This window comes from Fusibacter sp. A1 (genome assembly GCF_004125825.1).
GTDB lineage: Bacteria > Bacillota > Clostridia > Peptostreptococcales > Acidaminobacteraceae > QQWI01.
The window spans coordinates 196004-221976 of record NZ_QQWI01000006.1; the positions used below are offsets into that span (position 1 = coordinate 196004).

22 protein-coding genes are annotated in these 25973 nt (G+C 41.6%); 6 read left to right on the plus strand and 16 right to left on the minus strand.

The window, feature by feature from the left end:
• Positions 1 to 50 precede the first annotated feature (50 nt).
• From DWB64_RS10265 to DWB64_RS10275, 3 genes are all read right to left on the minus strand, one after another.
• Positions 51 to 1415 carry a stalk domain-containing protein gene (locus tag DWB64_RS10265; protein ID WP_129488141.1) on the minus strand — a complete coding sequence of 455 codons (1365 nt, stop codon included), beginning with the start codon at positions 1413 to 1415 and terminating at the stop codon, positions 51 to 53.
• Positions 1416 to 1658: 243 nt separating this feature from the next.
• Positions 1659 to 2237, minus strand: coding sequence for a protein-L-isoaspartate(D-aspartate) O-methyltransferase (locus DWB64_RS10270; RefSeq protein WP_129488142.1), 579 nt, complete (start codon positions 2235 to 2237; stop codon positions 1659 to 1661).
• Positions 2238 to 2309: 72 nt separating this feature from the next.
• Positions 2310 to 4736, minus strand: coding sequence for a glycoside hydrolase family 2 TIM barrel-domain containing protein (locus tag DWB64_RS10275; RefSeq protein WP_129488143.1), 2427 nt, complete (start codon positions 4734 to 4736; stop codon positions 2310 to 2312).
• Between the two features lie 169 nt (positions 4737 to 4905).
• On the opposite strand from DWB64_RS10275, the gene DWB64_RS10280 reads away from it, so the two are divergent.
• Both DWB64_RS10280 and DWB64_RS10285 read left to right on the plus strand, forming a co-directional pair.
• The gene (locus DWB64_RS10280; RefSeq protein ID WP_129488144.1) at positions 4906 to 5532 is read left to right on the plus strand and encodes a TetR/AcrR family transcriptional regulator; all 627 of its coding nucleotides are present in this window, start codon (positions 4906 to 4908) and stop codon (positions 5530 to 5532) included.
• A gap of 172 nt (positions 5533 to 5704) precedes the next feature.
• Positions 5705 to 7561, plus strand: a complete 1857-nt coding sequence (locus DWB64_RS10285) for a DUF4153 domain-containing protein (protein WP_129488145.1) — start codon at positions 5705 to 5707, stop codon at positions 7559 to 7561.
• An 81-nt stretch (positions 7562 to 7642) separates the two neighbouring features.
• Here DWB64_RS10285 and DWB64_RS10290 read toward each other — a convergent pair whose 3' ends face one another.
• The 6 genes from DWB64_RS10290 to DWB64_RS10315 form a co-directional block, all read right to left on the minus strand.
• Positions 7643 to 7915 carry a hypothetical protein gene (locus DWB64_RS10290; RefSeq protein WP_129488146.1) on the minus strand — a complete coding sequence of 91 codons (273 nt, stop codon included), beginning with the start codon at positions 7913 to 7915 and terminating at the stop codon, positions 7643 to 7645.
• A 160-nt stretch (positions 7916 to 8075) separates the two neighbouring features.
• Positions 8076 to 8630, minus strand: a complete 555-nt coding sequence (locus DWB64_RS10295; RefSeq protein WP_129488147.1) for a hypothetical protein — start codon at positions 8628 to 8630, stop codon at positions 8076 to 8078.
• Between the two features lie 98 nt (positions 8631 to 8728).
• Complete coding sequence (locus DWB64_RS10300; protein WP_129488148.1) at positions 8729 to 9115, minus strand: hypothetical protein; 387 nt, start codon at positions 9113 to 9115, stop codon at positions 8729 to 8731.
• A gap of 189 nt (positions 9116 to 9304) precedes the next feature.
• Complete coding sequence (locus DWB64_RS10305; RefSeq protein ID WP_129488149.1) at positions 9305 to 10063, minus strand: N-acetyltransferase; 759 nt, start codon at positions 10061 to 10063, stop codon at positions 9305 to 9307.
• Between the two features lie 112 nt (positions 10064 to 10175).
• Positions 10176 to 11360 (minus strand): M20 family metallopeptidase, encoded by a 1185-nt coding sequence (locus DWB64_RS10310; RefSeq protein WP_129488150.1) that lies wholly within the window; start codon positions 11358 to 11360, stop codon positions 10176 to 10178.
• A gap of 19 nt (positions 11361 to 11379) precedes the next feature.
• Positions 11380 to 12837, minus strand: coding sequence for a YfcC family protein (locus DWB64_RS10315; RefSeq protein WP_129488151.1), 1458 nt, complete (start codon positions 12835 to 12837; stop codon positions 11380 to 11382).
• 277 nt (positions 12838 to 13114) lie between these two features.
• Here DWB64_RS10315 and DWB64_RS10320 point away from each other — a divergent pair, with 277 nt between their 5' ends.
• Positions 13115 to 14011, plus strand: coding sequence for a DMT family transporter (locus tag DWB64_RS10320; protein ID WP_129488152.1), 897 nt, complete (start codon positions 13115 to 13117; stop codon positions 14009 to 14011).
• A 55-nt stretch (positions 14012 to 14066) separates the two neighbouring features.
• On the plus strand, positions 14067 to 15296 hold the full coding sequence (gene pepT / locus DWB64_RS10325; RefSeq protein WP_129488153.1) for a peptidase T: 1230 nt from the start codon (positions 14067 to 14069) through the stop codon (positions 15294 to 15296).
• A gap of 25 nt (positions 15297 to 15321) precedes the next feature.
• Here the strand turns inward: pepT and DWB64_RS10330 are convergent, their stop codons facing one another.
• Complete coding sequence (locus tag DWB64_RS10330) at positions 15322 to 16287, minus strand: sigma-54-dependent Fis family transcriptional regulator (RefSeq protein WP_164980350.1); 966 nt, start codon at positions 16285 to 16287, stop codon at positions 15322 to 15324.
• A 167-nt stretch (positions 16288 to 16454) separates the two neighbouring features.
• A complete protein-coding gene (locus tag DWB64_RS10335; RefSeq protein WP_129488155.1) occupies positions 16455 to 17939 on the minus strand; it encodes a hypothetical protein in 1485 nt (494 codons plus the stop codon).
• A 191-nt stretch (positions 17940 to 18130) separates the two neighbouring features.
• Here DWB64_RS10335 and DWB64_RS10340 point away from each other — a divergent pair, with 191 nt between their 5' ends.
• The gene (locus tag DWB64_RS10340) at positions 18131 to 18526 is read left to right on the plus strand and encodes a VOC family protein (RefSeq protein WP_129488156.1); all 396 of its coding nucleotides are present in this window, start codon (positions 18131 to 18133) and stop codon (positions 18524 to 18526) included.
• A gap of 364 nt (positions 18527 to 18890) precedes the next feature.
• On the opposite strand, the gene DWB64_RS10345 is transcribed toward DWB64_RS10340, so the two are convergent.
• Positions 18891 to 20480 (minus strand): Ig-like domain-containing protein, encoded by a 1590-nt coding sequence (locus DWB64_RS10345; protein WP_164980351.1) that lies wholly within the window; start codon positions 20478 to 20480, stop codon positions 18891 to 18893.
• Between the two features lie 311 nt (positions 20481 to 20791).
• On the opposite strand from DWB64_RS10345, the gene DWB64_RS10350 reads away from it, so the two are divergent.
• Positions 20792 to 22045, plus strand: coding sequence for an SGNH/GDSL hydrolase family protein (locus tag DWB64_RS10350; RefSeq protein ID WP_129488158.1), 1254 nt, complete (start codon positions 20792 to 20794; stop codon positions 22043 to 22045).
• A gap of 284 nt (positions 22046 to 22329) precedes the next feature.
• On the opposite strand, the gene DWB64_RS10355 is transcribed toward DWB64_RS10350, so the two are convergent.
• The 4 genes from DWB64_RS10355 to DWB64_RS10370 form a co-directional block, all read right to left on the minus strand.
• Entirely contained in the window at positions 22330 to 23448 is a 1119-nt protein-coding gene (locus DWB64_RS10355; protein ID WP_129488159.1) for a hypothetical protein, read from the minus strand.
• Positions 23449 to 23450: 2 nt separating this feature from the next.
• On the minus strand, positions 23451 to 23753 hold the full coding sequence (locus DWB64_RS10360; protein ID WP_129488160.1) for a hypothetical protein: 303 nt from the start codon (positions 23751 to 23753) through the stop codon (positions 23451 to 23453).
• 391 nt (positions 23754 to 24144) lie between these two features.
• Complete coding sequence (locus DWB64_RS10365; protein ID WP_129488161.1) at positions 24145 to 25092, minus strand: hypothetical protein; 948 nt, start codon at positions 25090 to 25092, stop codon at positions 24145 to 24147.
• A complete protein-coding gene (locus DWB64_RS10370; protein WP_164980352.1) occupies positions 25089 to 25973 on the minus strand; it encodes an AraC family transcriptional regulator in 885 nt (294 codons plus the stop codon). Before DWB64_RS10370 ends, DWB64_RS10365 begins: the two co-directional genes overlap by 4 nt.

Below are 25973 nucleotides of genomic sequence, written 5' to 3' on the forward strand. Positions count from 1 at the left end.
AAAAAAGCATGGTCCTCTAAAATGGACCATGCTCTTTTATTGCACTTCAATCAATCGTCTTCTTCCAACACAACTTCAAATTTCACGGATACGAAATCGCCGTCCTTCTCGAACAAGAAATGAAGTTTTACTTCCTCGTCGTCCAGAGAATCGAGATAAGCTGTTTTTAAGGTGATCCAGTCACCACTGACGCTGTAGTCGGTATCAGCGGTCAAAAGTGTTCCTTTATAACTGATACCCAAAAAGCTGAATCCATTGTAATCCACATCGATCACGATATTTGATCCCAGGTACACCGCCTCTTCGGGTGTCAGTTCAGGTTTTCCAGATTCATAGTTGTACATCAATTTCAGTTCGAACTCCTTTTGCAGGGCAATCGCGTCTTTTTGGAACATGAATCTAAGTCTTGTCTCTTCTTGAGTCAATGATTCTACATAAGCTTTGTCAAGGTGTACCACAATCGCTCCACTAGTCGTATAGTGTGTATCGTATTCAAGGCCCTGTATGCCTAAGAACTCATAACCATTTAGCGTCATATTGACATCTACCGTGTCTGGAATTTCACCTTTTGACGCATATTCCACTTTCTTAGGAGATAGTACCGGCTCGTCAAAGTCTTCGTCATTGTACTTCAGTTTCAGTTCAAAGGTTTTTGTTACCTCAACGGTATCCTTTTCAAATACAAAATTGAACTCGGTTTCTTCCGCCTCTAAAGTTTCGATATAGGCTTTTACAAGATGTACGGTAATCGCACCGCTAGTCGTGTACTCGACACCACTGGTTAGACCCTCGATACCCATAAACTCATATCCATTTAGAATCAAATCGACATCCACAGTATCAGGCACATCTTCCATTAGATCATAAGTCACTTTTTTTGGACTAAGCACAGGTTCCGAATCGATGCTGATTTGACCGTTGCTGTTGTTATAACCTACTTTCAGTCCAAGTGTTTCTGCTAAAAACCGCAGTGGCACATAGGTTCGGTTGTTGTAGAGCCCATGCTTCACATCAAGGGAAACACTTGTTGTAACCCCATCTTCAGTTACTGTAATCAAACCGTCGTCTTCCTCATCCAGATAGAATTTGATCACAATCAGTCCATCAGAGCTTACAACGGTTGCAATTTTCTCATTTTTGTCCCATGTCACGATAGCCCCCATCGCTTCCATGATGGCCCTCACAGGGATCAGTGTCCTACCTTCTTTGATCACAGGTGGTGTGTCAAAGTCCACACCGGACTTATTAAGCCTTATTCGATTTCCGTCAATCATGGTAAAGTTTTTCAATTGTTTCTCATACCCATGGAGTACATCTTTACCACCACCATTGCCAGGAACGGCAAATACAACTACCGATGCCAAAAGAGCCATTATAGTCACCAAAACAATCAGTAGTCTGACTTGTTTTTTCATGTTTTACCTCCTTTTCAGTCGTACTATCTACACGTGATTTATACCCAAAGTAGATTGTTTTATAGATTTTCATCGACGATGTAACAGCGACTTAATACTGATTTCATGCATATTATGCCACCTGCTGAAGGTTTGTCAGAAGAAGCGACCTCAATCCGGTTAAAAAAACTGCCTAAAAGAAATAATTCTTTTAGGCAGTAGCTTGTTTTCTCCAGAATACTGATCGCCGCATGTTATGTGAAACTAGATTTCAAAAGCACCGACAAGAGGAACAAACCTCACATTCTCAAGATGTTTTTCTGTAATGTTGCCGCTTGAATCCTTTTCAACCAGTAGTAGCTTCTGCACGGTGTAGTCGCCTACAGGAATGATCATACGACCGCCTACAGCCAACTGATTCAAGTATTCCTGCGGAATTTTTCGTGCGGCCGCTGTGACCATGATTCTGTCATAGGGCGCAAACTCCTTTAAGCCGTAGGAACCGTCTGCTAAAATGAACTCAATGTTTTGATAGCCAAGCCGGGTGAGTTTGTCCTTGGCAGACTCATAGAGGGCTTCTATCCTCTCAATCGTATACACCTTTGCACCAAATTCAGCTAGAAAGGTCGTCTGATACCCCGAACCTGTTCCTATTTCTAAAATTCTATGATGCTTTTCAATCATGAGGGCTTTGGTCATAAAAAGGACAAGTGAAGGCTGCGAGATCGTCTGTCCATATCCTATGGGAATTGCGCAGTCCAGCCTTGATTCCTCTTTTAAGATCTCCATAAAATAGCTTCTATCCAGTTGTTTGAAAAAATCCTCTATTGATGAAGAACTCATCTTATCACGCACCTTTCAGCGAATATGAGCTATTCTTTTTATACCCCGATCCCAAGTACGATTCCCATCGTCTTAGTACCGTTTTTTTACTACTTCAACCGACTTCTTTATCCTTCCAAACCTTTCTGAGTGGACGATGACTTGCGCTTGCCCCTGATCACCTGTCGTCCTTATCCAAAATCCGATAGATCCTCCGATAAGCGACAAGACTTTAGGTCCGATCATTTCAATAGGTCCTAGAGTCTCTACCCTCACCGTATCGCTGGCATAGGTGATCTCGTTGCCGTAGTCATCGACTAGTCTCACGACAATGCGGGTCGTATCGTAGGTAGCCTCTTCTACTAGAATAGTTGAATCGATTGTGACTAGAAGACTCGGCTTGAATACCTGGCTCTTTTTCACTTCAGTGACGCAGAGTCCATCTTTATATCCTTTAAACACGTAGTCGGTCGCCATACCGCCCCAGCCACCAAAGTATTTGGCAAATAGGTCCTGTGCGTCTTTTGTGTTCATCTTGTACCTGAAGAATATCCAAGCCATTTTCAGCGTTTCACCAAGACTCAGTTTAGCTCCCTTTTTACTGACACTCAAAAGCAGCGCCTTCACGGTCTTCGCATCCTTTAAAGAAAATCTTTCCTTGTTCCTTATGGCATCACCGATATAGTCGTCGATCACAATCGGCGGATGGGCTAGGTGGGGATAGCGTCTTCGATTTGGATGGAATGTATTGACGTATTCATCGTTCTTGTAGAGTTCAATGTGGTCGCAGTTGGTAAAGACCTGCACATCTTCAAGAAGAGAACCCTTATATTCTCCAATATTAAAGGAGCTTGCCACGTGCATCACAGGATGACCGTCCACCTGGGACCGGTAGGCAAATGCCGCATGTTTCGGAATCCTGAACATATCCATCACGCCGTGATAACAAATCTTATCTCCACTTCCAAAGTCCTTATGGGTATTGTAATCAAACATACACCACCCTATGGCACCGCTTATCTGATCCTCACCGCGCATCGCATCGAGCACATTCAGATGCCTGAGCGCGTGTTCCACCCGGTGCGATTCATGGTCGAACTTTTTTGTAGGAAACATATGCCCGTTATGCTCGGTTACCAGATAGGGCTTACGGGTCTTTGTGACGCTTCTTTTTTTATCGAGCCCCCTGTTTTTACCTGTATGCGAAAAATCATTGTAGGTATACACGTCTTCCATCGGATTGCTGTTTTTAATACACCTGACTCCGCCTGTAGGTCTTGAGTCGTCTAGCGATTTTGCCAGCGTGTTTGTCTTCCTATAAAACAAATCATGATCCTGCGATTCGTTGATTCTGACACCCCAAATGATCACACTTGGATGATTGACATCCTTTAGGATCATTTCAGCTACATTCTCAAGTGCGGTTTCTTGCCATGCTTCATCTCCAATATGCTGCCAACCAGGTATCTCATCAAATACTAAAAGTCCAAGTTCGTCACACCTATCCATAAAATGATCGCTATGGGGATAATGGGACAACCTGACCGCATTGACACCCAACTCGTACTTTAAAAGCTCTGCATCCTTGTACTGGGCGCTTTTTGGCATCGCATATCCCACATAAGGAAAAGACTGATGCCTGTTGATCCCTTGTATTTTCAGCCTTTCTCCATTAAGAAAAAATCCTTCAGGGCTAAACCTGGCGTCCCTAAAGCCAAATCTTATCTTAAGTCGGTCGATCAGCTTTTCACCCGACATCAGGCTTATCTCAAGCCAGTACAAGTGCGGATGGTCTGTCCCCCATAGCTTGATCGCATGCGATACGTCGGCTAGGCTTTCTTGTACATTTATCTTTTCATCCAGGTCACTGCTTACTTGCAATGTCTTTTTAAAGGTTTTTATGAGTGTCTCATCTTCTAATATTGAAAACGCGCAGGTCAAATCACCTTTCTCCTGTTTATGGTTATGAAGATAAAGGTCCATATCAAGAAACAAGGCATCTGTAAGGACATCCTTTGCTCTCACGGCGACATTTTCAAGATGCACGTCGCTACAATATTCAAGTGATACTTCGCGGTAGATTCCACCGTATGTCAGATAATCCACCACAAACCCAAAAGGCGGAATGTCGGATCGTTCAGTCGAATCGACATACACCACAAGTGTGTTTTCCGATTCAAACACGGCATAATCAGTCAGGTCCAGTCTGAACGGCGTGTATCCCCCCTTATGGTCTCCTACATAATGGCCGTTGAGATAAACCCTCGCATAGGTCATCACCGCTTCAAATTTTACATAGACGCGTTGATGGGTCTCCACTTTATCAATCCAAAGTCTCTTTCGGTAACAGCTTTCGAACTGGTATAGCTTCTCATCAAAATTATTGTAGGGTAAGGTGATGTTGGTATGCGGCAGATGGACGGTTTCGAATAAATCGTCATCATGGGTTTCAAGGATGTAGGCTTCCTTGAAGTCCATGCTATATTTCCAATCGAAGTTGATCATTGTCGTTTTTCTCATTGCTCCTCCTACTCATGCCACACGTGTGGCGTTTCTTGTTTTGAGTATACATTTGGGCTCCCCACCTTGTCAAGAAAAACGATTTATTCTATAATCACATTATGCCACACGCGTGGTTGACCCTCTAAAGGGGCAAAATATGACTAACATAGTGTAGACAGGTGATGGTATGCAGATTACAACTAAAGATCGGATTTTGATAGAAGCTGAAAAGATGTTTATCGACCAGGGCATCGCCAACACGCAGATGAAGGATATCGCACTTGCCCTTAACATCAACAGGCGAACCCTGTATCGTTATTTTCCTACAAAGGATGAACTGGCATTTGAAGTGGAACTGATTGTCATGAGGCAGATTCAGGAGTATTTATCACTAGAAGTGGATACGATGATGGACATGAACGGCTTTCAAAAGGTGGAAGCGTATTTTGACCATGTGAATTTTGAAGCCATCAAAGAGCAGATGAAATTCACCGCAGAATTCGACCGCTATTTCCAAGGCGATTATCCGTCCACGCAGCTTACGGACGCCTTTATTGTTTCGCTCGATCCCCGAAAGGAACAGCTGTATCAGTTTATCAGTCAAGGTGTAAAAGACGGATCGATTAGAAGCGACCTTAGTCCAAGTGATCTCTTCCATTTTATTTCTCAAGATTTTTTCGCACTGTTCCAGAGGCTGATCTTAAGGGAAAAACACTTGAAGCATGAGTACTGCGATCAGGTAGACTTTCAAAAATTGTTCAAAGACATTCTTTTAAGAGGCATCAGGAGTATGAGTGACAGTAACACCATCTAAATGATAGCAAATATAAAATACCCTTTATCCCAAGCTAGGTGCTTGTGATAAAGGGTATTTTATTACCTAACTCACCCTCTATTTCATATCAAAATAGGATAAACACCTCTTATCGGGGTATAGATGGAATAAGTTCAAATGCAAGTGTTGACTATTTAAGGAGTGATAAGCAATGAGTACTTTTACTCAATCTGTAACACAAATATTTAAGAACGCCTTCAATGCGCTTAAGACCTTCCCGGCATCCATCCTCTTTGCGGTGGCGTTTTCACTTGTGACAATGATCCGCATTCAACTTGACTGGCCGGAACAGGAATCCTATAATTTTTTATTCAATTGCCTACATTGGACCTTCGCATTCGCAGCAGTGCTCAGCCTTGCTACCGTAACTGCCGCACAGAGCAGGCATACTACTAAAAAAACGCTGGTTGCAGCTAACGCACTGACGGTTGTCACAGCGATGATCGTCTTCTTGTCTCTTTACTTTTTAGGGGGCACCGACACCGAGCAGATCAACTTACGCTTTGACGTGCTTTCACGACTTGCAATTGCCAGAATCAGCATCATGACCTTTGTCAGTCTGCTTGCTTTCATCCTTTTGGCCGCCACACCCAAAGAACAGTCTGACTTTTCCCAGTCCCTGTTTATGACTCAAAAGTCACTGTTTATCGCAATGATTTACGGGGGTGTCATCGCAAGCGGTACTTCCGCAGTCGCTGCCGCAATCGAAAATCTTTTGTACAGCGACATGAGTGAAAAAGTGTACATGTATCTAGCGACCTTATCAGGTCTTCTTGCATACACGATTTTTGTAGGCTACTTCCCAGATTTCAGAAAAAACGTAGTCGATAGCCGCCATGAGTCGGTGCAGAGACAACCTCAGTTTATCGAAATACTCTTCCAGTACATCATGATTCCAATTGTGCTGGCACTTACAGCAGTCTTGTTGTTATGGACCGCCAGAACCTTGATCACAGGTTCATGGCCTGTTTTCATACAGCTATCGAGCATCGCTACTTCTTACGCGATAGGCGGAATCTGGCTTCATATCATGGTCACCCATCATAAGTCAAAAATCGCAGCCTTCTACAGACGCGTCTTTCCAATGACAGCCCTTGTGATACTGGCCTTTGAAGCATGGGCCTTATTGGTTCAGCTGAGCAAGTTCGGCCTTAAGACTACCGAATACTATTTCACACTCATTTGGATTGTAAGCGCTGCTGCCGCCGTGCTACTGATCCTCTATAAGGCAAAAACACATGCCATGATTGTTATATTAGTATGCTGTGCGTCTATTATTTCAGTACTTCCACTAGCAGGTTACCATTCGTTGCCTGTCTTTTCACAAGTCAACAGACTCGAAAATTTACTCGTCGCAGAAGGAATTCTTAAAGACGATCAGCTCAGTCCCGCAAGCGATGACATTGACTTGTCTGTACGAGAATCCATCACTGATTCGGTCGTGTATCTTGCCCATACGCAAACCGCAAAACTGCCTGAGTGGTTTGACAGAAAATTAGGTGAGGATGTCTTCTTTAAGAATAAGCTGGGCTTTGAACAGACATGGCCGAAAGAACTTGACTATGATGGTCGCGAAGGTTACTTGGGGCTCTACGTAGAGTCAAGTCCCGATGTAATTGACATCAGCGGTTATGAATGGGCATCCATGCTTCAAAACCAGTATTTGCGAGGCAAAGCAATCGCAAGCTTAGAAACAGAAAAAGGCACTTATGAAATTTACTGGACAACAGACCGGTCAGACGGTGTTCCTAGCCTGAAGATAACTTTAGATGACACCCTTATTCTCGAGCAAGATATGAACGCCTTTATCGATAAACTGATCGAGACCTACCCGCTTGGACAAAGAACACCTAAATACGCTAATCCTGAAGCCATGAGCTATTTGATCGAAAATGAGACCCTTAAAATTCTTGTGGTCTTCACCTCGGTGGAAGTGAATATCGATCCACGCAATGACAACATCAATTATTGGTTAAATGCTCATGCCTTGTACCTGCATGAAAAATGATACCGCATCAGTCAGATGAGCATACTCAAAAACCATAAAAGCGCACAGTTCAACATGACTGTGCGCTTTGCTTATTTGTGCTTAAGTTAGGTTTTCATAGCATAGCTTGAGCAGATCATCGATGATGCCCAGGTCAATTTCAGTAAGTTCCAAGTCCATTAGCCGATTGTAGTCGATTTTTGTATCAATTCCAAGCTCGACAATGATTGAATGGATGATATGCAGTGGTCTGGCGCATATTTTATCCCATTCATCTTCGGTTTTGACGATTTTACAGCTGCAATTGGTCAGTCTTGAAATCGCTCCAATTCTAACAATCCTTCTTATGATTTCATTGTTTAGTATCTCATCCATCTCTATTCCCCTAGTTAGAATTAGGCAATTTCAAAACAATCATGCACACTGATACTACTAGTATATACCCTTTTAACTTATTTTCAATATGAATAAATAGATGTCATATGATTCGCCCCCGATGCATGGTCCGATAAAGATTGGAACTTTACGTTGATTCTTAAATCCCCTTGTTTGGCTTAAATCTATATTTAATCATCAATTTCATGACTTCCTTATTGGACTTAAAGTAATTTTCAATGATACACAAAAGCTCTTCGGTATAAAAATCATCCATTCTGATTTCAAACTCAGAGACTTGGATAAAGGGATTCAGCGTTTTGACATTCGTTGAGAATCGAATCCTAAAAAAATCATCTATCAATTGTATGCTTTTTATACTATCCGCTTGCAAATCGTCGTACATCTTCAAATCATTTTCTGTAATACTTATCGCACTCATTTCTTTTAATTTCTGATCCCATGTATGAACAGCTTCATAAAATCTAATGAGATCTTTGTGCTCTTTTACTGATAATCTCTTTGTCGCTTCAAGGTCACTTATCCGCCTAAAGTCCTCAACCTCACCGATCAGAGTATCAACGTTTTCTATAGGAAAGCGTTCATTGATATAGAGATACCGCTTGGATACATCTGTTTTGAATAGATTTGCCACAGCGTAAAGTAGCGAAACAAACAATAAGGCCAGTAGTATGATTTGCATGATTCTTTTCATTTTAAGATTCCATTCATTGTAGACTCCCGTAATATCAATTATATTTTCTATCTGTTTTTATCAGGTGCTGGCTGATATGATTTGACTCTTATGTTTAATTACTGCCCAAAGAGCATGCCAAGTACGATAGCGATCATACCCAGCGCTAAAATACCGAGTCTGAGATTCAACCACAGGTTTTGTCTCTTTTGCCAAGCACTAACCATTTCTTTGACATCTTGGTCCTTATAGATGGATCGATAGTTTTTTGGAAGCTTGATCGCCTTTTCTTTGGCAACGAGCTCGCTCGCCTTTTCGACATCACTTGGTGAAAGATAGATCTCGATGGTTTGCTTTGTCGAACCCGCATAAAGGTGATATACGCCGCCAAGCTCCTGGTACTTCTTCACACATGGTATACCGTGGTTATTCAGGAGTACTTCAAGTGTTGTAGCCACCTCGTCACCTTCTGCCTTAGCGAAGTAGACCAAATTTGGATCTCCCATTACTCTTCCTCCCTAAACTCACATCATGATTGTTGACTACCGAGTCCATCTATCTCCACTTTACTAAAATAAGTGAATAAAATCCTTATTTTAAGAAAAATGTAATATAGCGCATCTAACCCTCTGGATAACCAAAACAGCCTGTTCACGTATTTTTTATACGTAAACAGGCTGTTCAATTTTGTGAAGTCATCCTACTGACTGGACGATCAGCTTGTCGAATTTCTTTTCTGACAAGATTTCGTTTGTGATGAACTTTCCCTTATAAAAAAGTGCATAATTTGTCACAGCGGCAGGTACGGTCTGGGCCTCGTGGTGGCTTTCGACCAGTCTGAGTTCGGTCTTGATACCCGCTTGAAGGGCCCAGTCACTTAAGAGGTTCGCGTATTTACTGGCGAACGGACACTGATTTGAGTAGTAGAGTATGAGATGCTTCTCTTCCAGCCTTCCTGGTTTTGCATGTGCTATGAAAGCAGGGCTCAAAGCTGTCTTGTCAAACTTTAGGGCGTACAGTTCAAAATAAGGTGCTGCTTGATCAACCACTTCAAATCCCTTATGTCTTAAATAGTCAGGGTCCGACAAAAAAGTCTTTTTCTTAGCTGACGAGACGACCACAAGACCTTCTTTTCCCTTTTGTCTGGCATCTTCAATACATGAATCTAAGAGCTCATTCGCATGCCCAGCGCCCTTGTATTTTCCAGAAACCCATAGACAGTTGATTACCATATAATTTGGAGCGTCTATCGGGTGCCATGCGTTTTCTGCAGGCATATACTCGATAAACACCTTTCCCCTCACATCAAGCTTTGTGAAGACAAGTCCCTGGTCAAACTGGTCCATCATCCATGCCTTTTTTGCCTCAATGCAAGTTTCACCCTTTTTCTCTGCGATTGAACAGCAGATATGTTCGTTTGCTATATTCTCCTTATTGACTGTGATCAGTTTCATGAGATTCCCCCTTTAGGGGTTGAGTATAGCACGGCATCTGCGTCAGTTTATGTCATATTTTCGTAGCTTCAACTAAAATCAGATTGAAAAGCTCAAAACATCCGTTTTGCAGTTACTTTCTATTGAACTCCTCCCACATCTGAGCAACAAGGGACCTATTCGCATCCAGTTCAATGGCTGTCAGTGCCATTGAGGAGATGGCTTGTCTTAGCCTAAAGAAGGACATTTCACCGATAGCTATGGGTAGAAACTCCTGTTCATGGACTGCAGGTCCGTCGCCGACACCGATGTTCACATAGCAGGTCGGACAAACATAACTGACATTTCCAATATCTGAAGAACCGGGGAACGCTTCCGGTTCAGTGCTGATGTATTCTATTCCAGAATGGATCATCTGCTGATGCATGACTTCTTTTAAAACGTCATTGTTGATGAGGTCATCAAAATGATTTTCAAAATACCTATGCGTGAGCACCGCACCTGTCATCAGCTCTGCACCCTTGGCACAGTTGATCACACGCTCTGTCGCTATTTTTAAATCGCTTCGTTTAAAAGCGCGTACATAAAACCTACAGGCTGCTGAATCTGGAACGATATTAGGTGCTTGACCACCTTCGGTGATGATACCATGGACTCTTACATCCGACTTCAAATGCTGCCTTAAGGCATTAATTCCTGCAAATGTAAGGTTCACCGCATCTAGTGCATTGATACCGTCATGAGGATTCGACGCGGCGTGGCTCGCCTTTCCTTTAAAGCTGAACTCGATAGCGTCCATCGCAAGGCCCCTCGTTTCGATACAGGTCTCGTTTTCAAGGTGCATTTGAAGTACAGCATCGATCCCTTCAAACGCCCCCCTGTCTATCATGTCCACTTTTCTACCGACCGTTTCTTCTGACGGTGTGCCAAGTACGACCACAGTTCCTTTAAAATCTTCCTGCAGCTCCTTTAGCACAACAGCTGTTCCGATAGTCGATGCGGCGATCCAGTTATGGCCGCATGCATGTGCCGGTCTTTTATCTTCGTAATATCCCGGCAGAGCATCATACTCGGCAAGCAAGGCGATTGTCGGTCCGTCACCATTTGAGTACACTGCTTTAAATGCAGTGGGTAAGCCGCAGTAGCTTTCCTCCACCTCAAAACCATTCTTTTTCAGATAATCGGCTAGATATCTGGCGCTTTCAAATTCCTGATCACTTAACTCAGGATGATTGAATAGATGAATGGATAGTTCTTCAAAAGAACCGATATGCTCAACTGTGATGTTTTCAACTCTGTTTCGAATGGTCTGATTCATGGCGATTTGCCTCCTACTCTTAGATTGGACCGTAATTGATCATTACAGCGACACTCATGAAGATGACTTGAATCACCAACATGATGACAAATAGCGGTCCCATAAATTTATACCACTTATTTAGCGGAATACCCATCAGGCCGCACTCAACCGATACGATGGTAGGCCAGAAAAGGTTGGAAAATCCATCGCCGAACTGGAAGGCAAGTACTGCTGTCTGACGTGTCAAGCCGACAATATCTGCCACTGGAGCCATGATAGGCATCGATGTAGCTGCCTGACCGCTGCCTGATGGGATAATGAAGTTGATCAGGTTTTGAAGAAACAGCATTCCGAGTGCCGATACGTATGCACTGGATTCTACAAGTAATCCCGCAAGGCTATTTACCATTGTATCAATAATCATACCATCTGACATCACTAGAAGTACAGAACGCGACAGGCCGACCGCCAGTGCGCCAAATGCGATGCTCGCCGCTGCCTCTACAAAAATCTCAGAAATCTCATTAAGTCCCTTTTTATTGATAAATCCGATAACGATCATCAGGACTAAAAACAGCCCTGCAAGCTCATCGATATACCAACCAAGTTTTAAGGTTCCGACTACGATTAATAGGATGGATAAGCCAAATGCAAGCATGCTGATTTTATGTCTGTTTTCAAATTTTAAAGCCTTTAATTCATGAATGCTTAAATTATCTGTGAGGCTGAACTTCACATCCTTGACAATCGACAGCTCTGGATTCTTCTTGATTTTTCTGGCGTAGTTCATGGTGTAGGCGATGACTGCCGCTTGAAAAGCAATAAAAGCAAGCACTCTAAATCCAATTCCCGAGAACATCGGAACACCTGCTACTCCTTGAGCAACACCGATTGTGAACGGATTTGTGAAGGCGGCTGCAAACCCCGTGCCTATACCTACTATAACAATCGCCCCACCAACAATCGCATCATAACCAAGTGCTATGGCAATTCCTAAAAATGCAGGTATAAGTCCATAAATCTCTTCAAATAATCCGGCAGTCGCCCCTAAAATCCCGAAGAATATCATGAATACGGGAATAAGCAGTTCTACCTTATCTCCAATTTTTCTAAGTAGTGCTCCCACAGCAGCGTCTAATGAACCGCTCTTCAGTAGCATAAATACCATCGCATAAGCGAAGATGATGAAAAAGATGATATCCGCAGAATCTACCATTCCCTTTTGAATGTAGATAAACATGTCGAACAGGCCGATTGGATTGGATTCAACACTATGATAAGATCCCTGAACCACTATTTCCCTATCGGTCACCGGATCCAGCACCCTATCGAACTCACCTGCCGGAACCAGATGAGTGAGAATTACTGCAAATAGGATGATCATTCCCAAAATCACAAACGTATGCGGCACTTCCAGTTTAAAGCGTTTTTTTGCCTTACCCCCTTTTTCAGTTTCGTCTGTCTGTTCAATAACCTGTGTTTTTTTCAAACTCATTTTCATACCTCCCCTAGATTTGAATGTGTTTCATCAGGAGATACTGCAAGAAGCTTGCCAAATGGATTTTTCATAATATTTCGCAGCTACCTACCTGAAAAGCCCTTTTGCACTATCTGATAAGTCATCTGCGACTTAAATGATTCAAAATTGACTTATGCGAGTGACTTAAAACTTATCTTGCATCCATTTTACCTTCGCAAGTACCCGTCCGTAACTTGGTATACTTCTTGCAGTATAGAAAGTAAAACTCAACCCACCATAAGGAGTAAGGCAAATGAATCAATTTATAAAAGGATACGCATATATAGTTTTGGCCGGTTTATTCTGGAGTTCTACAGGTCTATTCGCTTCTTTGCTGTTGAAAACTGGGGTTTCATCTTTTGAAATCGCTTTTTACAGGTTAGCGATCGGATCCCTATTCATGGGAATCTATATCCTTATTTTTAATCCCGAGGCATTCAAGATTACCTGGAAAGGACTTATTTTAACAGCTGGAATCGGAATTATCTGTCATGGCGGATTCAATATGGCTTTTTTTACTGCTGTAGATATGACTGGAGTGATCATAGCTACTATTTTGCTATATCTGGCTCCACTAATGCTGCTTGGCCTCTCAGTACGCTTTTTCAACGAAACGCTGACCAGTCAAAAGATAGGCGCAGTTGTCCTGGCGGTCTTAGGCAGTATTCTGGCAATTACAGGAGGAATAGTCACTGGATTGTCTGTCCCCATTATCGGTCTACTGATGGGTGCGCTTGCAGCCCTTGCTTACGCGCTGATCAGCGTCTTCAGCAAGGCTGTACTGAGTCACTTCAAAGTGGAGACGGTGCTCTTTTACAGCTTCATCTTTGGTTCGCTCACCGTGCTTCCCTTTCTATCGCTCGGTCACCTTTCGCTGCCGCTCATGAATGCAAAAGGCCTGATGCTTGTTTTCAGTATCGGACTCTTATCTGCATGCATACCCTATCTCTTTTACGTGCACGGCATCGCGACGGGGCTTGACCTTTCTAAGGTCGGGATCTTGAGCATGGTGGAGCTGATATTTTCAATCGGATGGTCCTTGCTTTTTTTAGGCGAGCTTTTGAACCCTATAAAGGCCTTTGGCATTGCCCTAATCTGCCTGAGCATCTATCTGGTCAACAAGCCCCAAATAAACGTCCTTGCCACTTGAATGTGTCACATGTAAAGCCTATAATAAATCTAGACAAAGATTGTGAGGTTACTCTATGGAATCAGTACTCGAAAGGTTTCTCAGATACGTAAAATACGATACAAGATCGCTTGAATATCAGAATCAGATTCCGAGCACTACAGGACAGCTTGTTTTAGCGAAGCTTCTTGTCGACGAGCTTAAGTCGCTTGGAGTCGAAAATGCCACCATTGATACGCTGGGGTTTGTTATAGGTACCTACCCTTCAAACTGTCATGTTCCAGTTCCTTCAGTGGCTTTTTTCTCTCATCTGGATACGTCACCTGAGTTCAACGGTACAAACGTATCTCCTCAGCTTGTCAAAAGTTATGACGGTGGAGATATCATACTCAATGAAGGCTGGGATATCACGCTTTCACCTAAAATGTTTCCCGAACTTCTTGACTATATAGGTCAGGATATCGTCACCACAGACGGCACATCCTTACTCGGCGCAGACGCTAAGGCAGGAATCGCTGAAATAATGACACTGATCGCAATACTGAGGAAAAGTCCTGAAATAAAGCACGGCGATATACACATCGTATTCACACCTGATGAAGAGCTTGCAATCAGCGGGATTTATCATTTTTCAAACAGTGACTTCTCAACTGATTTTGCCTACATCATCGATGGAAACGGAATTGGAGAGTTAAGCTTTGAGAACTTCAACGCCTCTGTGGCGAAGGTCTCCTTCACAGGAAAATCCATTCATCCTGGTCAGGCAAACAAAAAAATGATCAACGCCATCCATGTGATGAACGACTTTATCAATTTGCTGCCTTCTCACGAAAGACCGGAGCATACGCATGACTATGAGGGGTTTTATTTTCTTGAATCCGTAAAAGCGGATGTGGAAGAAGCTGTCTTATCGCTTGATATCAGGGATTTCAGACAAGACGGACTTGAAGATAAGAAAAAATACCTATACGGAATTGCAGGTCTTTTGAATAAGAAATATCAGTTCAATGTGGTGGAAGTACAAGTTCAGGATAGTTATAAGAACATCGGTGAATCCATCGGCATACAGCACGAATCGGTTCAACTTGCCATGAAAGCAATGAAAAATATAGGGTTAAAACCTAAAGTCGTTCCTCACCGGGGCGGACATGACGGAACCGCTCTTTACGAAAAGGGAATTATAGCACCAAACTTATTTGTCGGAGTCCATAACGAGCATGGAAAATACGAGTTCATCCCTGTGCAGTCCATGGAAAAATCAGTTTCGACACTTCTTGAAATCACAAGTCTACTGGCAAAAAAATGAGAGACCCAACCGGTCTCTCTTTCTTTTATGGCTTCTCTTTATACTTCTTATACAGTCGTGTCGCCCTACTTTGAGATATCCCCAAGGTATCAGCTACCTTGTAGGAGCTACCCAATCGATTGAAGGCTTTGAGGATAAGCTGCTTCTCCTGCTTTTCGAGGTATTCGTCCAATTTTGGAAAACCGGTCTCCTCAAAATCCAAGGTCGCTATCGTAGGTTCACTCATATGAAGAGGAAAGTCACTGATGGTGATGCATTCCTCTCGAGAGAGAATCACAACACGCTCGATCACATTTTCAAGCTCCCTAATGTTTCCAGGCCAATCATAGTCAAGCAGTAGATGAACCGCCTCATCCGAAATATGCTTCATCAGCCCGTACTTTATTGAAAACCTTTCAATAAAAAAGTCGATAAGCGCCTTAAGGTCTTGCCTACGCTCCCTTAAGGGTGGCATGATACACTCTACCACATGCAATCTATAGTACAGATCTTCTCTAAATGATTTCTCGCTTATCCTTGTTTTCAAATCAACGTTCGTCGCTGCGATGATTTGGACATCCACATCACATTTTTTAAGCCCGCCAACAGGGATGAACGTGTGATTTTGCAGAAGCTCTAAAAACTTACCTTGAAGTTCCAAAGGAACATCACCGATCTCGTCTAAAAAGAGAGTTCCCCCATCGGCACTCTCCACAAGTCCCTTTTTCCCTGTTTTATTCGCACCGGTAAATGCTCCAGGCAAGTATCCGAAAAGTTCCGATTCCAGCAGATTGGACGGTATGGCGGAGCAGTTGACCGTGACAAAAGGTCGCTCGCGTCTTAAGCCGTTGTCATGAATGAATTTCGCTATTTTTGACTTACCTGTGCCTGATTCACCTGTAATCAGGACAGTACAGGAGGTAGCTGCCGCTCTTTTGGCTTTGTAATGTAATTCTTTTGTCACGCTATCAGTGAACATATAATAGTCTGAATTCACCTGACTTGCTGTCATTCCTATCCACTCCTCCCCAAATACTTGTTTTACCATTATATTATACAAGATTTATGCCAACTTTTCATAGTAGGCAAAATTTATTCCTGTTAGTTAAAACCCATCCGTAATAGCGTGCTGCGACACACAAAAAAGAAGCCATGAAATCGTGACTTCTAAAGTGAACTCTAGCTTTGTGTATCAATATCGGTATCTTCAACTACAATGTTTACCTTCTTCAACATGTCCTTTATGTCCTTATTGATAAAATGAGTAATGATTAGCTTATCCACTTCGGCAGCAGTCCTAAAGTCTTCTAAAAACAAGTACACAAGCTTTCCCTTTAGGTTGATCCGATAAAGTGTCTTTATCAAACCGTTCGTTTTATCTTCTTCAGTTCCTTTCGCTTTTACATTAAGTGCGGATTTAACCCTCTCTTCAAAGGAATGATACTTATGTTCGATCTGCTCCTCTGGCTGAATCTTTTCTTCCATTACGGCCTTTTGATCTGATTCCTGATGTTCTAGCTGTTGTTCCAGCAACACCTGATTCTGAGTGTTTTTTCGATAATCATCAAGGCTGATGCTCATATAGTCTTTTAGATAAGAAATGTCTACCGTTTCTTTGCTTTCAGTATCATAGTCAAACAGTACGATCTTATCCTTTTTTCTAGTGATTGTATAATCAGTCACGGGTCTGCCCAGTATCTTGACCAGTCGTTCTAGGTCGTAGTTCAACAACTCTTCTGTCAGTTGAATCGAGATGCTTGCCACCTCGGTATCCGTAGCGGCAACGAACTTTTTGATATACTTATCATCATTTATGAACTTTTCTATCTTTTCATCGTTGATACTGATGGTTGCCTTGCAGCATCTTGCCGTTCCTTCGTTGATTTCATAAATTCCTGAATATCTGCTCAGACAGTCCAAATAGTGTTTGATCAGCTTTAAATCGTCTTTTGTTTCTTTTTTTAGGTAGACAAATTTAGGCGTGGTGATGCCTGTATAGTTGAAAAGATATTTGAATTCAAATGTTTTAAGGCGCGGCTTTTTGATTTGATCTTCAATCAGTTTGCTTCCTGGTGGTATTTCTTTTAAAACTCTCTCCAAATCTACAGAAACTAACTTTTTATCTCCAATGAACTGCTTCTTTTCATCGAACATCTTGATGGCTGCGTTATTTCCCTTAGAGAGGCTTCTGATCACTGGTTCTTTGCTGTAATCAAATACCCAATCCACCCTGCTAAGTTTTGCATAGCGTCCATTCACGCTTAAGTCGTGCACACCCAATAATAAGCCTACTATCAGCACACTGATAGGGCCTGTTACCTTAAAGTAAGATGCGACTACCGTATTGGTTAAAAACAGGAGTCCCAATATTAAAATACTGACGCCATAAAAGACAAGCATCACATTCCTAAAAACCTTCTTTTTCATTTTTAAGTTCGTGACAAGTCGTTGTCCTTCTTTAACTGCCATTTCACTATTATAGTAATAGATTACGAGCATCGCACTCATCGAAATCACTGAAGCGAAAATCAATGCGATGAAGGAACCTTTGATCGGACTATACATGTCGACCGCTGTCAGATAAACGCTCAGCTGCGCCGCAAATATGCATACGTAACTATTCAGATTTCCTACACCGATGGTGTAAATAAGTTCTGTATTCATCTATTCACCTCACCTTTTAGTCTGTTACTTGAATACCCCGAATGCGTTTTGGTATTCACAATTTTAGACTTGAGTCAAATAGAAATCGGACTGTCATCGTGAAGGACTATTCGCATTATCTTTTCTATGCTAGTATGATAACAATGATAATCTGCTGACGTGATTCAATCATAAGAAAGGTTTGGTGACAAGTGAAAGGGTCGATACATCATATAGAGCTGTATGTAAATGATTTAGAGAAGAGTCTTTCTTTCTGGGGATGGCTTCTTGAAAAAATGGACTATTCCATCTATCAAAAGTGGCAAGGCGGTATAAGCTATAAGCTTGATGATACCTATCTTGTCTTTGTGCAGGTAGAAGACCGTTATAAGGATATTCCTTACCATAGATGCGGTCATGGTTTGAACCATCTGGCTTTCCACGCAAGTCGAACCTTCGTGGATGAAATTACAGAAGAACTTAAACTGCGCAGTGTCAACCTTCTATATGAGGATAAACATCCCTATGCAAATGGAGAGGATTATTACGCCGTTTTTTTTGAAGATCCCGACAGAATGAAAGTGGAGATAGTCGCAACGGACTATTAATAAGTTTAGCCCGTTTAACAGTGGCTCAATAAATTCCTAGTTTCATAAGGGCTATATGCTCCTATCGTCGCGCTGTACTCGCTTTGCGCTCGGCTTTAGGTGCCATAGGCACGGCTGTACTCGATTATCGCTCGGTTAAATATGAAAGCAGACAAAGAGCCTTCCTGCGAAGCGAAGCTTCAAAGGTTTCCACATTCCACATTCCACAAAAACTCTTAAACAAAAACGCCTCTAGCCTCTTGCCTCTAGTAAAAATTCTAAATCCATGCCTTTCCAAAAGGCAAACCAACAAACCAACAAAAACCACCAAAATCTACGATTTTGGTGGTTTAAATTGTCCTTTAATTATCTACTACTTCAAAAATCAATACATCACATAATCATTCTGAACACCATTGAAAGCATCTAAGTGTAAGTCACCAATGATATCCTGACCGTTTTTATCAGGATGAGGGTCATCGAAAAAGTTGTAGAACCCTGTAACAGCCTTTTTATCATTGGCATAGTAATCTTCAAAGTATTGATAGACATCAACAACGCGATAATCTAAAACAGTTGTTGTATTTTTGATGATTGTATTCAGTCCATTAAAGCGATTTCCATCTAAGACAGAATCAGAAAAGTAGTGATCCGCTTCATCATGAATCAAGGTTTCATTAAATAAGCTCGTTTCTTTGTTATAGGCATCATTGTCATCACCATCATATGGATTATAAATAGTCATGACTTCTAAAACTATATCTTCATTGATCCCAGAAACAATCGCCTCAATTTCAGAAATGATTCTGGACCAATCATTCTCAAAATCCCCTCTGCCTTGGTTTGCCAAAGTCCAATCAATATCATAAAAGTCAATTATGCCAAAAAAATTTCTTGGAGCTGCATCCATGATGTTATTGGCGCCAACACAAAGTGACATCACATCGGCATTTCTAATCATTTCTCTAACAATTTCATCGTTTTGCAATTGAAGCAAAACATCATTGGCTACCCAACCTTCAACCGATAAATTGGTCACATTAACCATTTTACCATCCCCAGCTAAGGTGTAAGCAACTTTGTCAACATATGAATACTCTCCTATGCCATCAACGCCACTATAGGCTGGGTCGCTATCATCTGTAGTATCATAGGTTGTCCCATAAGGCACAGAATCACCGAGAGCTAGGTAATTAATGGTCTCTGGTGCTGGTGGTTCAACAGGCTCTGTCTCTGTGGCAAATGAAAAACTATAAGGTGCGAGTGGGTTACCTGCAAGATCTTCTATAGCACCTGTAGCAAGCGAAACTGCATAAACCGTATCGTACTCCAAGTTGAGTGATAAGGTTAGTGAAATCGCCTCTAAACCATTTTCGGGTTTGCTAAAGTCAATACCAATATCATTTGCAGTTACTGTAATCAATGCATTATCCATCACTTTAATCGTATCATCAAAAGTGATTAAAACATCACTTGCTTTTAACACACCTATGTCGTTATTAGCTGGCTCAGTAGAAAATACGAAAGGTGGCTCGGTATCAGCAGGTGGTGAAGCAGGCGGTAAAACATTAAAAATATAATCTTCTGTTATTAACACTTCACCAGAAACGCTCGCTTCTACTGTATATAAATAAGTACCAGGCGCTGTGGTAGTAAATTTATAATTAGCAGTTTTTGACTTGTTTTTGCCATTCGTTTTAATCGATTCTGAAAGCAAAACAAGATGGCCATCTTCTGACGTTGGTGTCATCACAATCAAGGAAGGATCGTTATAATCCGCCTTGATAGAAAAATCATGTGTAACAGTTTCACCAGGTGCAACTTGCTGCAGATCAATTTCGTTGCTTGTCGGTTCTGGCGGTGTAGGGGGATCCTTAATTTTTTTTGCACCAAATGACAATGAGTTTAAGCTCACAAATACTAGAAGAAGTGCCATTAATAATGATATTCTCCGTACTCTTTTTCTGCTTCTCATTTCTAAACTCCCTTTCCATTTTCGCCCACTGGCATTTTTAGTAAGAAAACTTACATGAATCATATACTATGTAAGACGGTAATTGTATACCCTCATTTTTAGCTAGCAAAACAATTGGAAGTATCAGGTGAATAACCAGTATTTGCATGACCTTACTAGCAAAAACAAACTCACTCTAAAGAGTCAATGATGAGTTAATATCTCCCTTATATACAATCATATTTCCACAAACCTTATCACAATTATGTTAACCACCATCGGTTATAGGGTATAAATAGTTCAGTTGCAAAACACAAAAGGAGGTATAACACATGAAAAGAAAACTAATACATCGAACCGCGATTATTCTGCTAATCGCGCTATTTGCAATGTCATTTAACTCAATGATCTTCGCAAGTAAACCAACTGAAAAACCCCAAAATAACTCGCGGCAACCTGCGGGCACAGTGGCCATTGTATCACCAGACAAACTATACACTGTACCCGTTGATGGAGAGCTCACTTTCCAAGTTATTGGAAAGCTAAAGCCAAAGGCTGAGGATATTGAGTGGACCTATGAGCTTAACACAACAACAATCACAACACCTGGAACAATCACCATAGAAACTAGAGCTTTCAATAGCACGTCATTTGCAGAGGTCACCTTCACACCTTCTGGTTATGATGAGGGTATGATCTATGACTATACTATTACAGCAACCAATAATGCAGATCCTGAAAAAATTGATGAGGTTCATGTAAGAATCGCAGTCACTCCCGATATCGAAGTTTATGTGGCACTTGGTGATTCAATCCCCCTAGGCACCTTCGTAAACTTCAATCCAGACCCATTTAAAGACCATCATCTAACTTATGTCGATCAATTTGGTCAGGCCATTTTAGCAGAAGAAGTTTACAACTACGCAGTGGATGGTGCCAAGATTTCTGATTTATTAGCTCCAGTACCAATTACAACTAGTACCGCAATTATGTTGGCAAATATTGAAAGAGCCGACATCATCACACTAAGCATAGGATCCAATGATTTAATGCAAGCGGCGCTACACCCACTCGACCCATACCCCATGTATAACTTTAACTCAATTAACTTATTAAGCGCTGAATTGGGCCGTGATACCTTTGTTAGTTCATGGGAATCACTCATCCTCATGATTAAATCACTAAATCCGACAGCCACACTCATGGTTCAAAATCTCTATAACCCATATGATAGTGACGAATCAGGATCTACAGTAATCTTTGATCCATTCCCATTTGAAGTGGTTGTTAATGAACCGGTTCTACTAAGACCAGTCATTGATATGTATTTATACGCGCCAGGACCAATGATGGGTATGAATACAATGATTGAAGGTCTAGATGAAGCACTCATGTACCTAGTGGTCGATGCCTATCAAGCATTTGATCAAACTCCAATCTATACGCATTTCTATGATATCCCACTACCATATGATTATGATTGGCCGTACCGCGACCCACATCCATCACAACTTGGACAAAACAAGCTCGCAGAATTGCACTATGAAGAACTAATGGATTATTATAAAGAGATTTACTTCCACTAAAACAAATTAAAAAACACGGAGCCGGTTACATCAGTAACTAGCTCCGTGCTTTGATTGTATGCTCCTCATGTAGCGTTATCCTCGCGTCACGCTCGGCTCTACGTTCCATAGGCGCGGCAGTACTCGCAAGCGGTTTTCTCAAATACCTCCGTCTGCAAAGCAGACAAAGAGCCTTCCTGCGAAGCGCAGCTTCAAAGGTTTCTGCATTCCGCATTCCACATTCCACAAACCACTTTAACTTATAAGCTATTTCATCTCTCTAATATAATTAAATACCTTATCATCTACTCAAATATTACATATCCAATCATACTTTTATTGCTGTCATAAAGCGCAACAACTGATTTAGATGAAGATACATCCCTAATACCAAATTCACCATATTCCTCATATTCAATAGTTTCACCAAACTTATATTCTCTTGCTACCATTGTCTCTATCATTACAACATCGCCAGAACCTCTACTAGACGGAAATATTCTAACAAAATTGACTTTATTCGATAAATTGCTATCTTTGATTGTTAAATACGTGATGTCTTGCTCTATCTCAGAACCATCATCTGCTTTAGTCGTACTCTTAGCACTCTGAAGTTCAAGAATAGTTACTGGATATTTCTTAGTCTGATTTACCTGTAAAACTAAATCAGCATGTGTCTTAACGTATCTATTTTGCTGTGCGATCTCATCGGCATCGAGTTCAATGATATCCAGATTAACCTCACTTTTGTCCTTTATTGCATCAAGTTTAGGTAGCAAAATATAGTGCGTCATAATAAAATCCGCATCATAAAAATACAAAGTAGAGAAGTCATTGCCAATGCTATAGACTTTCTGAATCTCATCATTGATTTTTTTGTCCCATACCGATTTAGCTATCGATCTTTCTGATGGAATGACAAAAGAGTATGGAATAATTAATTCCTTTTTATGAATATTTCCAGATGAGCCAGAATGCCCGTATATACTTGGTGTTAATCCAAGTGTTTTAACATCTTCACTTTTGAAAGTCAAATCTAAACCGCCATACTCACCTTTTACAATAGTAAATAACAAGCTATCCCCCTTATTAATTGACGGAATCAGATTTTGCTTTTCAGCAATTTCACGCTTTACTGCACCGTTATTAATAAGTTTTCCTGCTAAACTCGTTTTTTGACCATTTAGATTTGATTTTAATGCATTATAAGATAAACCAACCATTTCATTTCTTTTAAAATCATCCAACATACTTTTCTTTTCGTCAGCACTAATTAGTTGCTTTTCAACTGCAAACTCCAACGCATTTGTCCAACTAAAGTCACCAGACTTATCATCATACTCAAGTGCTCGCAATACAAAAGTTGCATAGGATTTACCATTCAAAGCATCACTTGAACCAAACTTAGTTGGTGAAACCCCCATAGTTAATCCACTGTTATACATATAGCCAATATAAGCATCCGCCCACTCTGGGACATCGGTAAAAGGGTTTTTTGGTTACTGAGTTTTGCGTCCTCTTCCTTACCCAATAATCTGACCAGCATAACAGCACCCTCAACTCGATTTGGTATGCGGTTTAATTCGTAACCTTTACTGGTTCCATTAAATAGACCCAGTTCTTTTAATGAATCAGCATTAGCAGTATAATCCATGTTACCACTAGCAAAGGAAAATTGACTCACTACTAAACAAATCATAACAATAAATAAAGCACTTATCTTTCTCATATATCCCCCTAAATCTAATGTCGATCATTTCGACTTTTTTTACGACAACTCCCTAATTATAATATATAAAGATAAATTTCCCAAGCATTCAATGTTCAGAGAATGAAATATTGCTAACGTTTTTTGTTTATTTTTTTTGAAAAATTCATACTTAATTCATACTTTATTCCCATAATGAACCATTAAAGGCGATTTGAAGCGTATCAGATAACAATTTATACCATTTAACCAATTATTTTCGACTTCGATTCTTCACTCACAATTCTGTTCAAAGGCACCACTGATAAGCATATATGCCAAGTATAACCAAATTTAAATGGAAGCATTTTAAAAAACACTTGATAAGCCACATGAAAAAAACGACCTATGTGATAGATCGTTTTTTGGAAATTCAGGTGATCAATTCGTTTTCAATTAAAAAGGCGATGCGCTCTGTTGCTTCCTTCTCGTAGGAACCGGCTTGTAGGATCAGTGTTTGCATCTCTTTAATACCATGAGGATCAGGAAACACTTCGCTGTTTCTTAATGTCAGCGCTTTGTTTAAGGAGCTGTGGACCTGCTTGTATAGCTCAACCACAGGCGCGAGTGCAGGTACTCTTTGCAAATGCGATTGCAGATACTCGACAGCCAGCCGTCTCATGCACTCGTAGGTGGATAGGTAGTATCTGCTTGACCAGTCGTCTTCTTTGATTGTGCCAAGAGCCTTTGCCCATAGCTCATAAGCCTTATGGCCGTCCTGATAATCTGGTCTTTCGCAGAATTCCTTTTCCAAACTGTGGTCGACAGCCATTTGAAGCGCACGCTTTAGCGCGGCTTCTGCTGTGATGCCGTTCGCCTTACCCGGTGCCATCACAAACAGGATCGGGATCTCTCTTCTTCCAAGTTTATCATACTCAAGTGTCGCTTCCTTATTCATCACCGACAGGCAGTCGAATCGTTTAAGCTGATCATCGTAACCTGTCACAAGTTCCCACTCAGGCACTGTAAGGTCCCAGGCAACTGTCGGAACATGACGGTCTATGGCTCTTTTGATGATAGAAACCGCCTCTTCCCTACGCTGTGGTTCAAGCTCATCTTCATGCCACAACCTTGTTACCACATCAACTTCGACTCCGCAGTTTTTTGAAGCTTCTTTGAGTAGGTCCCAGTCAAAAACGCTCATCGCACTGGGGCACAGCTCCTTATGGACGATCGTGCGAAAAGCGAATCCGCTTCGTCCTGCCACTTGGGCGATAGATTCATTCATGCCAGCATAATAAAGCGAAGTATGTAGCGACCGTATGAAGGTATGCGCAAAGTCATTGCTCTGCCACTGGATATTTTCTAGTTTTTTACTCATAGGCTCTCCTTTTTTGAATCGGTTCGATCTGCTATTGAAATCAGTATTTCCTCACTGAAGGAATAACTTTTCTCGCAGTACCTCTCAAAGGAATAGGGACCGCTCTGTTCATAGCCCGACCTCGGCAACCACGACGAGTAGATGTAGTCCCAGGTCTGGTGTATCACTTCCACAAAAGTATAGGCATCGGCTTTTGGCGTTTTGAATATCGCATATTTCTGAGCGGGCATCACGAGGATTCTTTCACCAGCCCCAGCCCGATGGTCGGAGTCTACTTCATAACCGATTAGATACTTCATCGATCCGTCCGCTTCTACCTCAAGCCACCCCATGTCCATCCGATTCTTTCCTTTGGGTGAATCGACATCAAAAGCCTTAGCCATGTCCTGGTGGTACCTGTTCCAGAATCTTGGAATGTCTTCGTGTCTTTTTGAGGCGCTTGTCTTGTATTCGCGGCAGCAATATGTGGCCCCATCAAGCGTTTCAATACGTACAACTGGTTCAGGCACAAGACCTGAGCTGTCAGGACCACGATGTTCCTCTAGTAAGTGCAGGCTGGTCTTTTGCTTTCTGTAGGCGCTTGGAGTGATACCGTGTTCTGTTTTAAAGGCACGCGTAAAGTTCTCGGCCGAATTGAACCCTACTTGAAAACAGACCTCGACAAGTGAGCAGTCGGTCTCTCCAATCAGCTTGGCAGCTTTTGAAAGCCTTCTCTTTCGAACATAATCCATCGGCGCCAAACCTGTCGCACCTATGAAAATCCGAATGAAATGATACTTTGAATACCCGCTGATTCTTGCGCAAGAATCGATGGAGAGATCCATCTCTAAATTGCCTTCAATATAATCTGTTACCTTTAAGATGTTCTTCTTATAATCCAT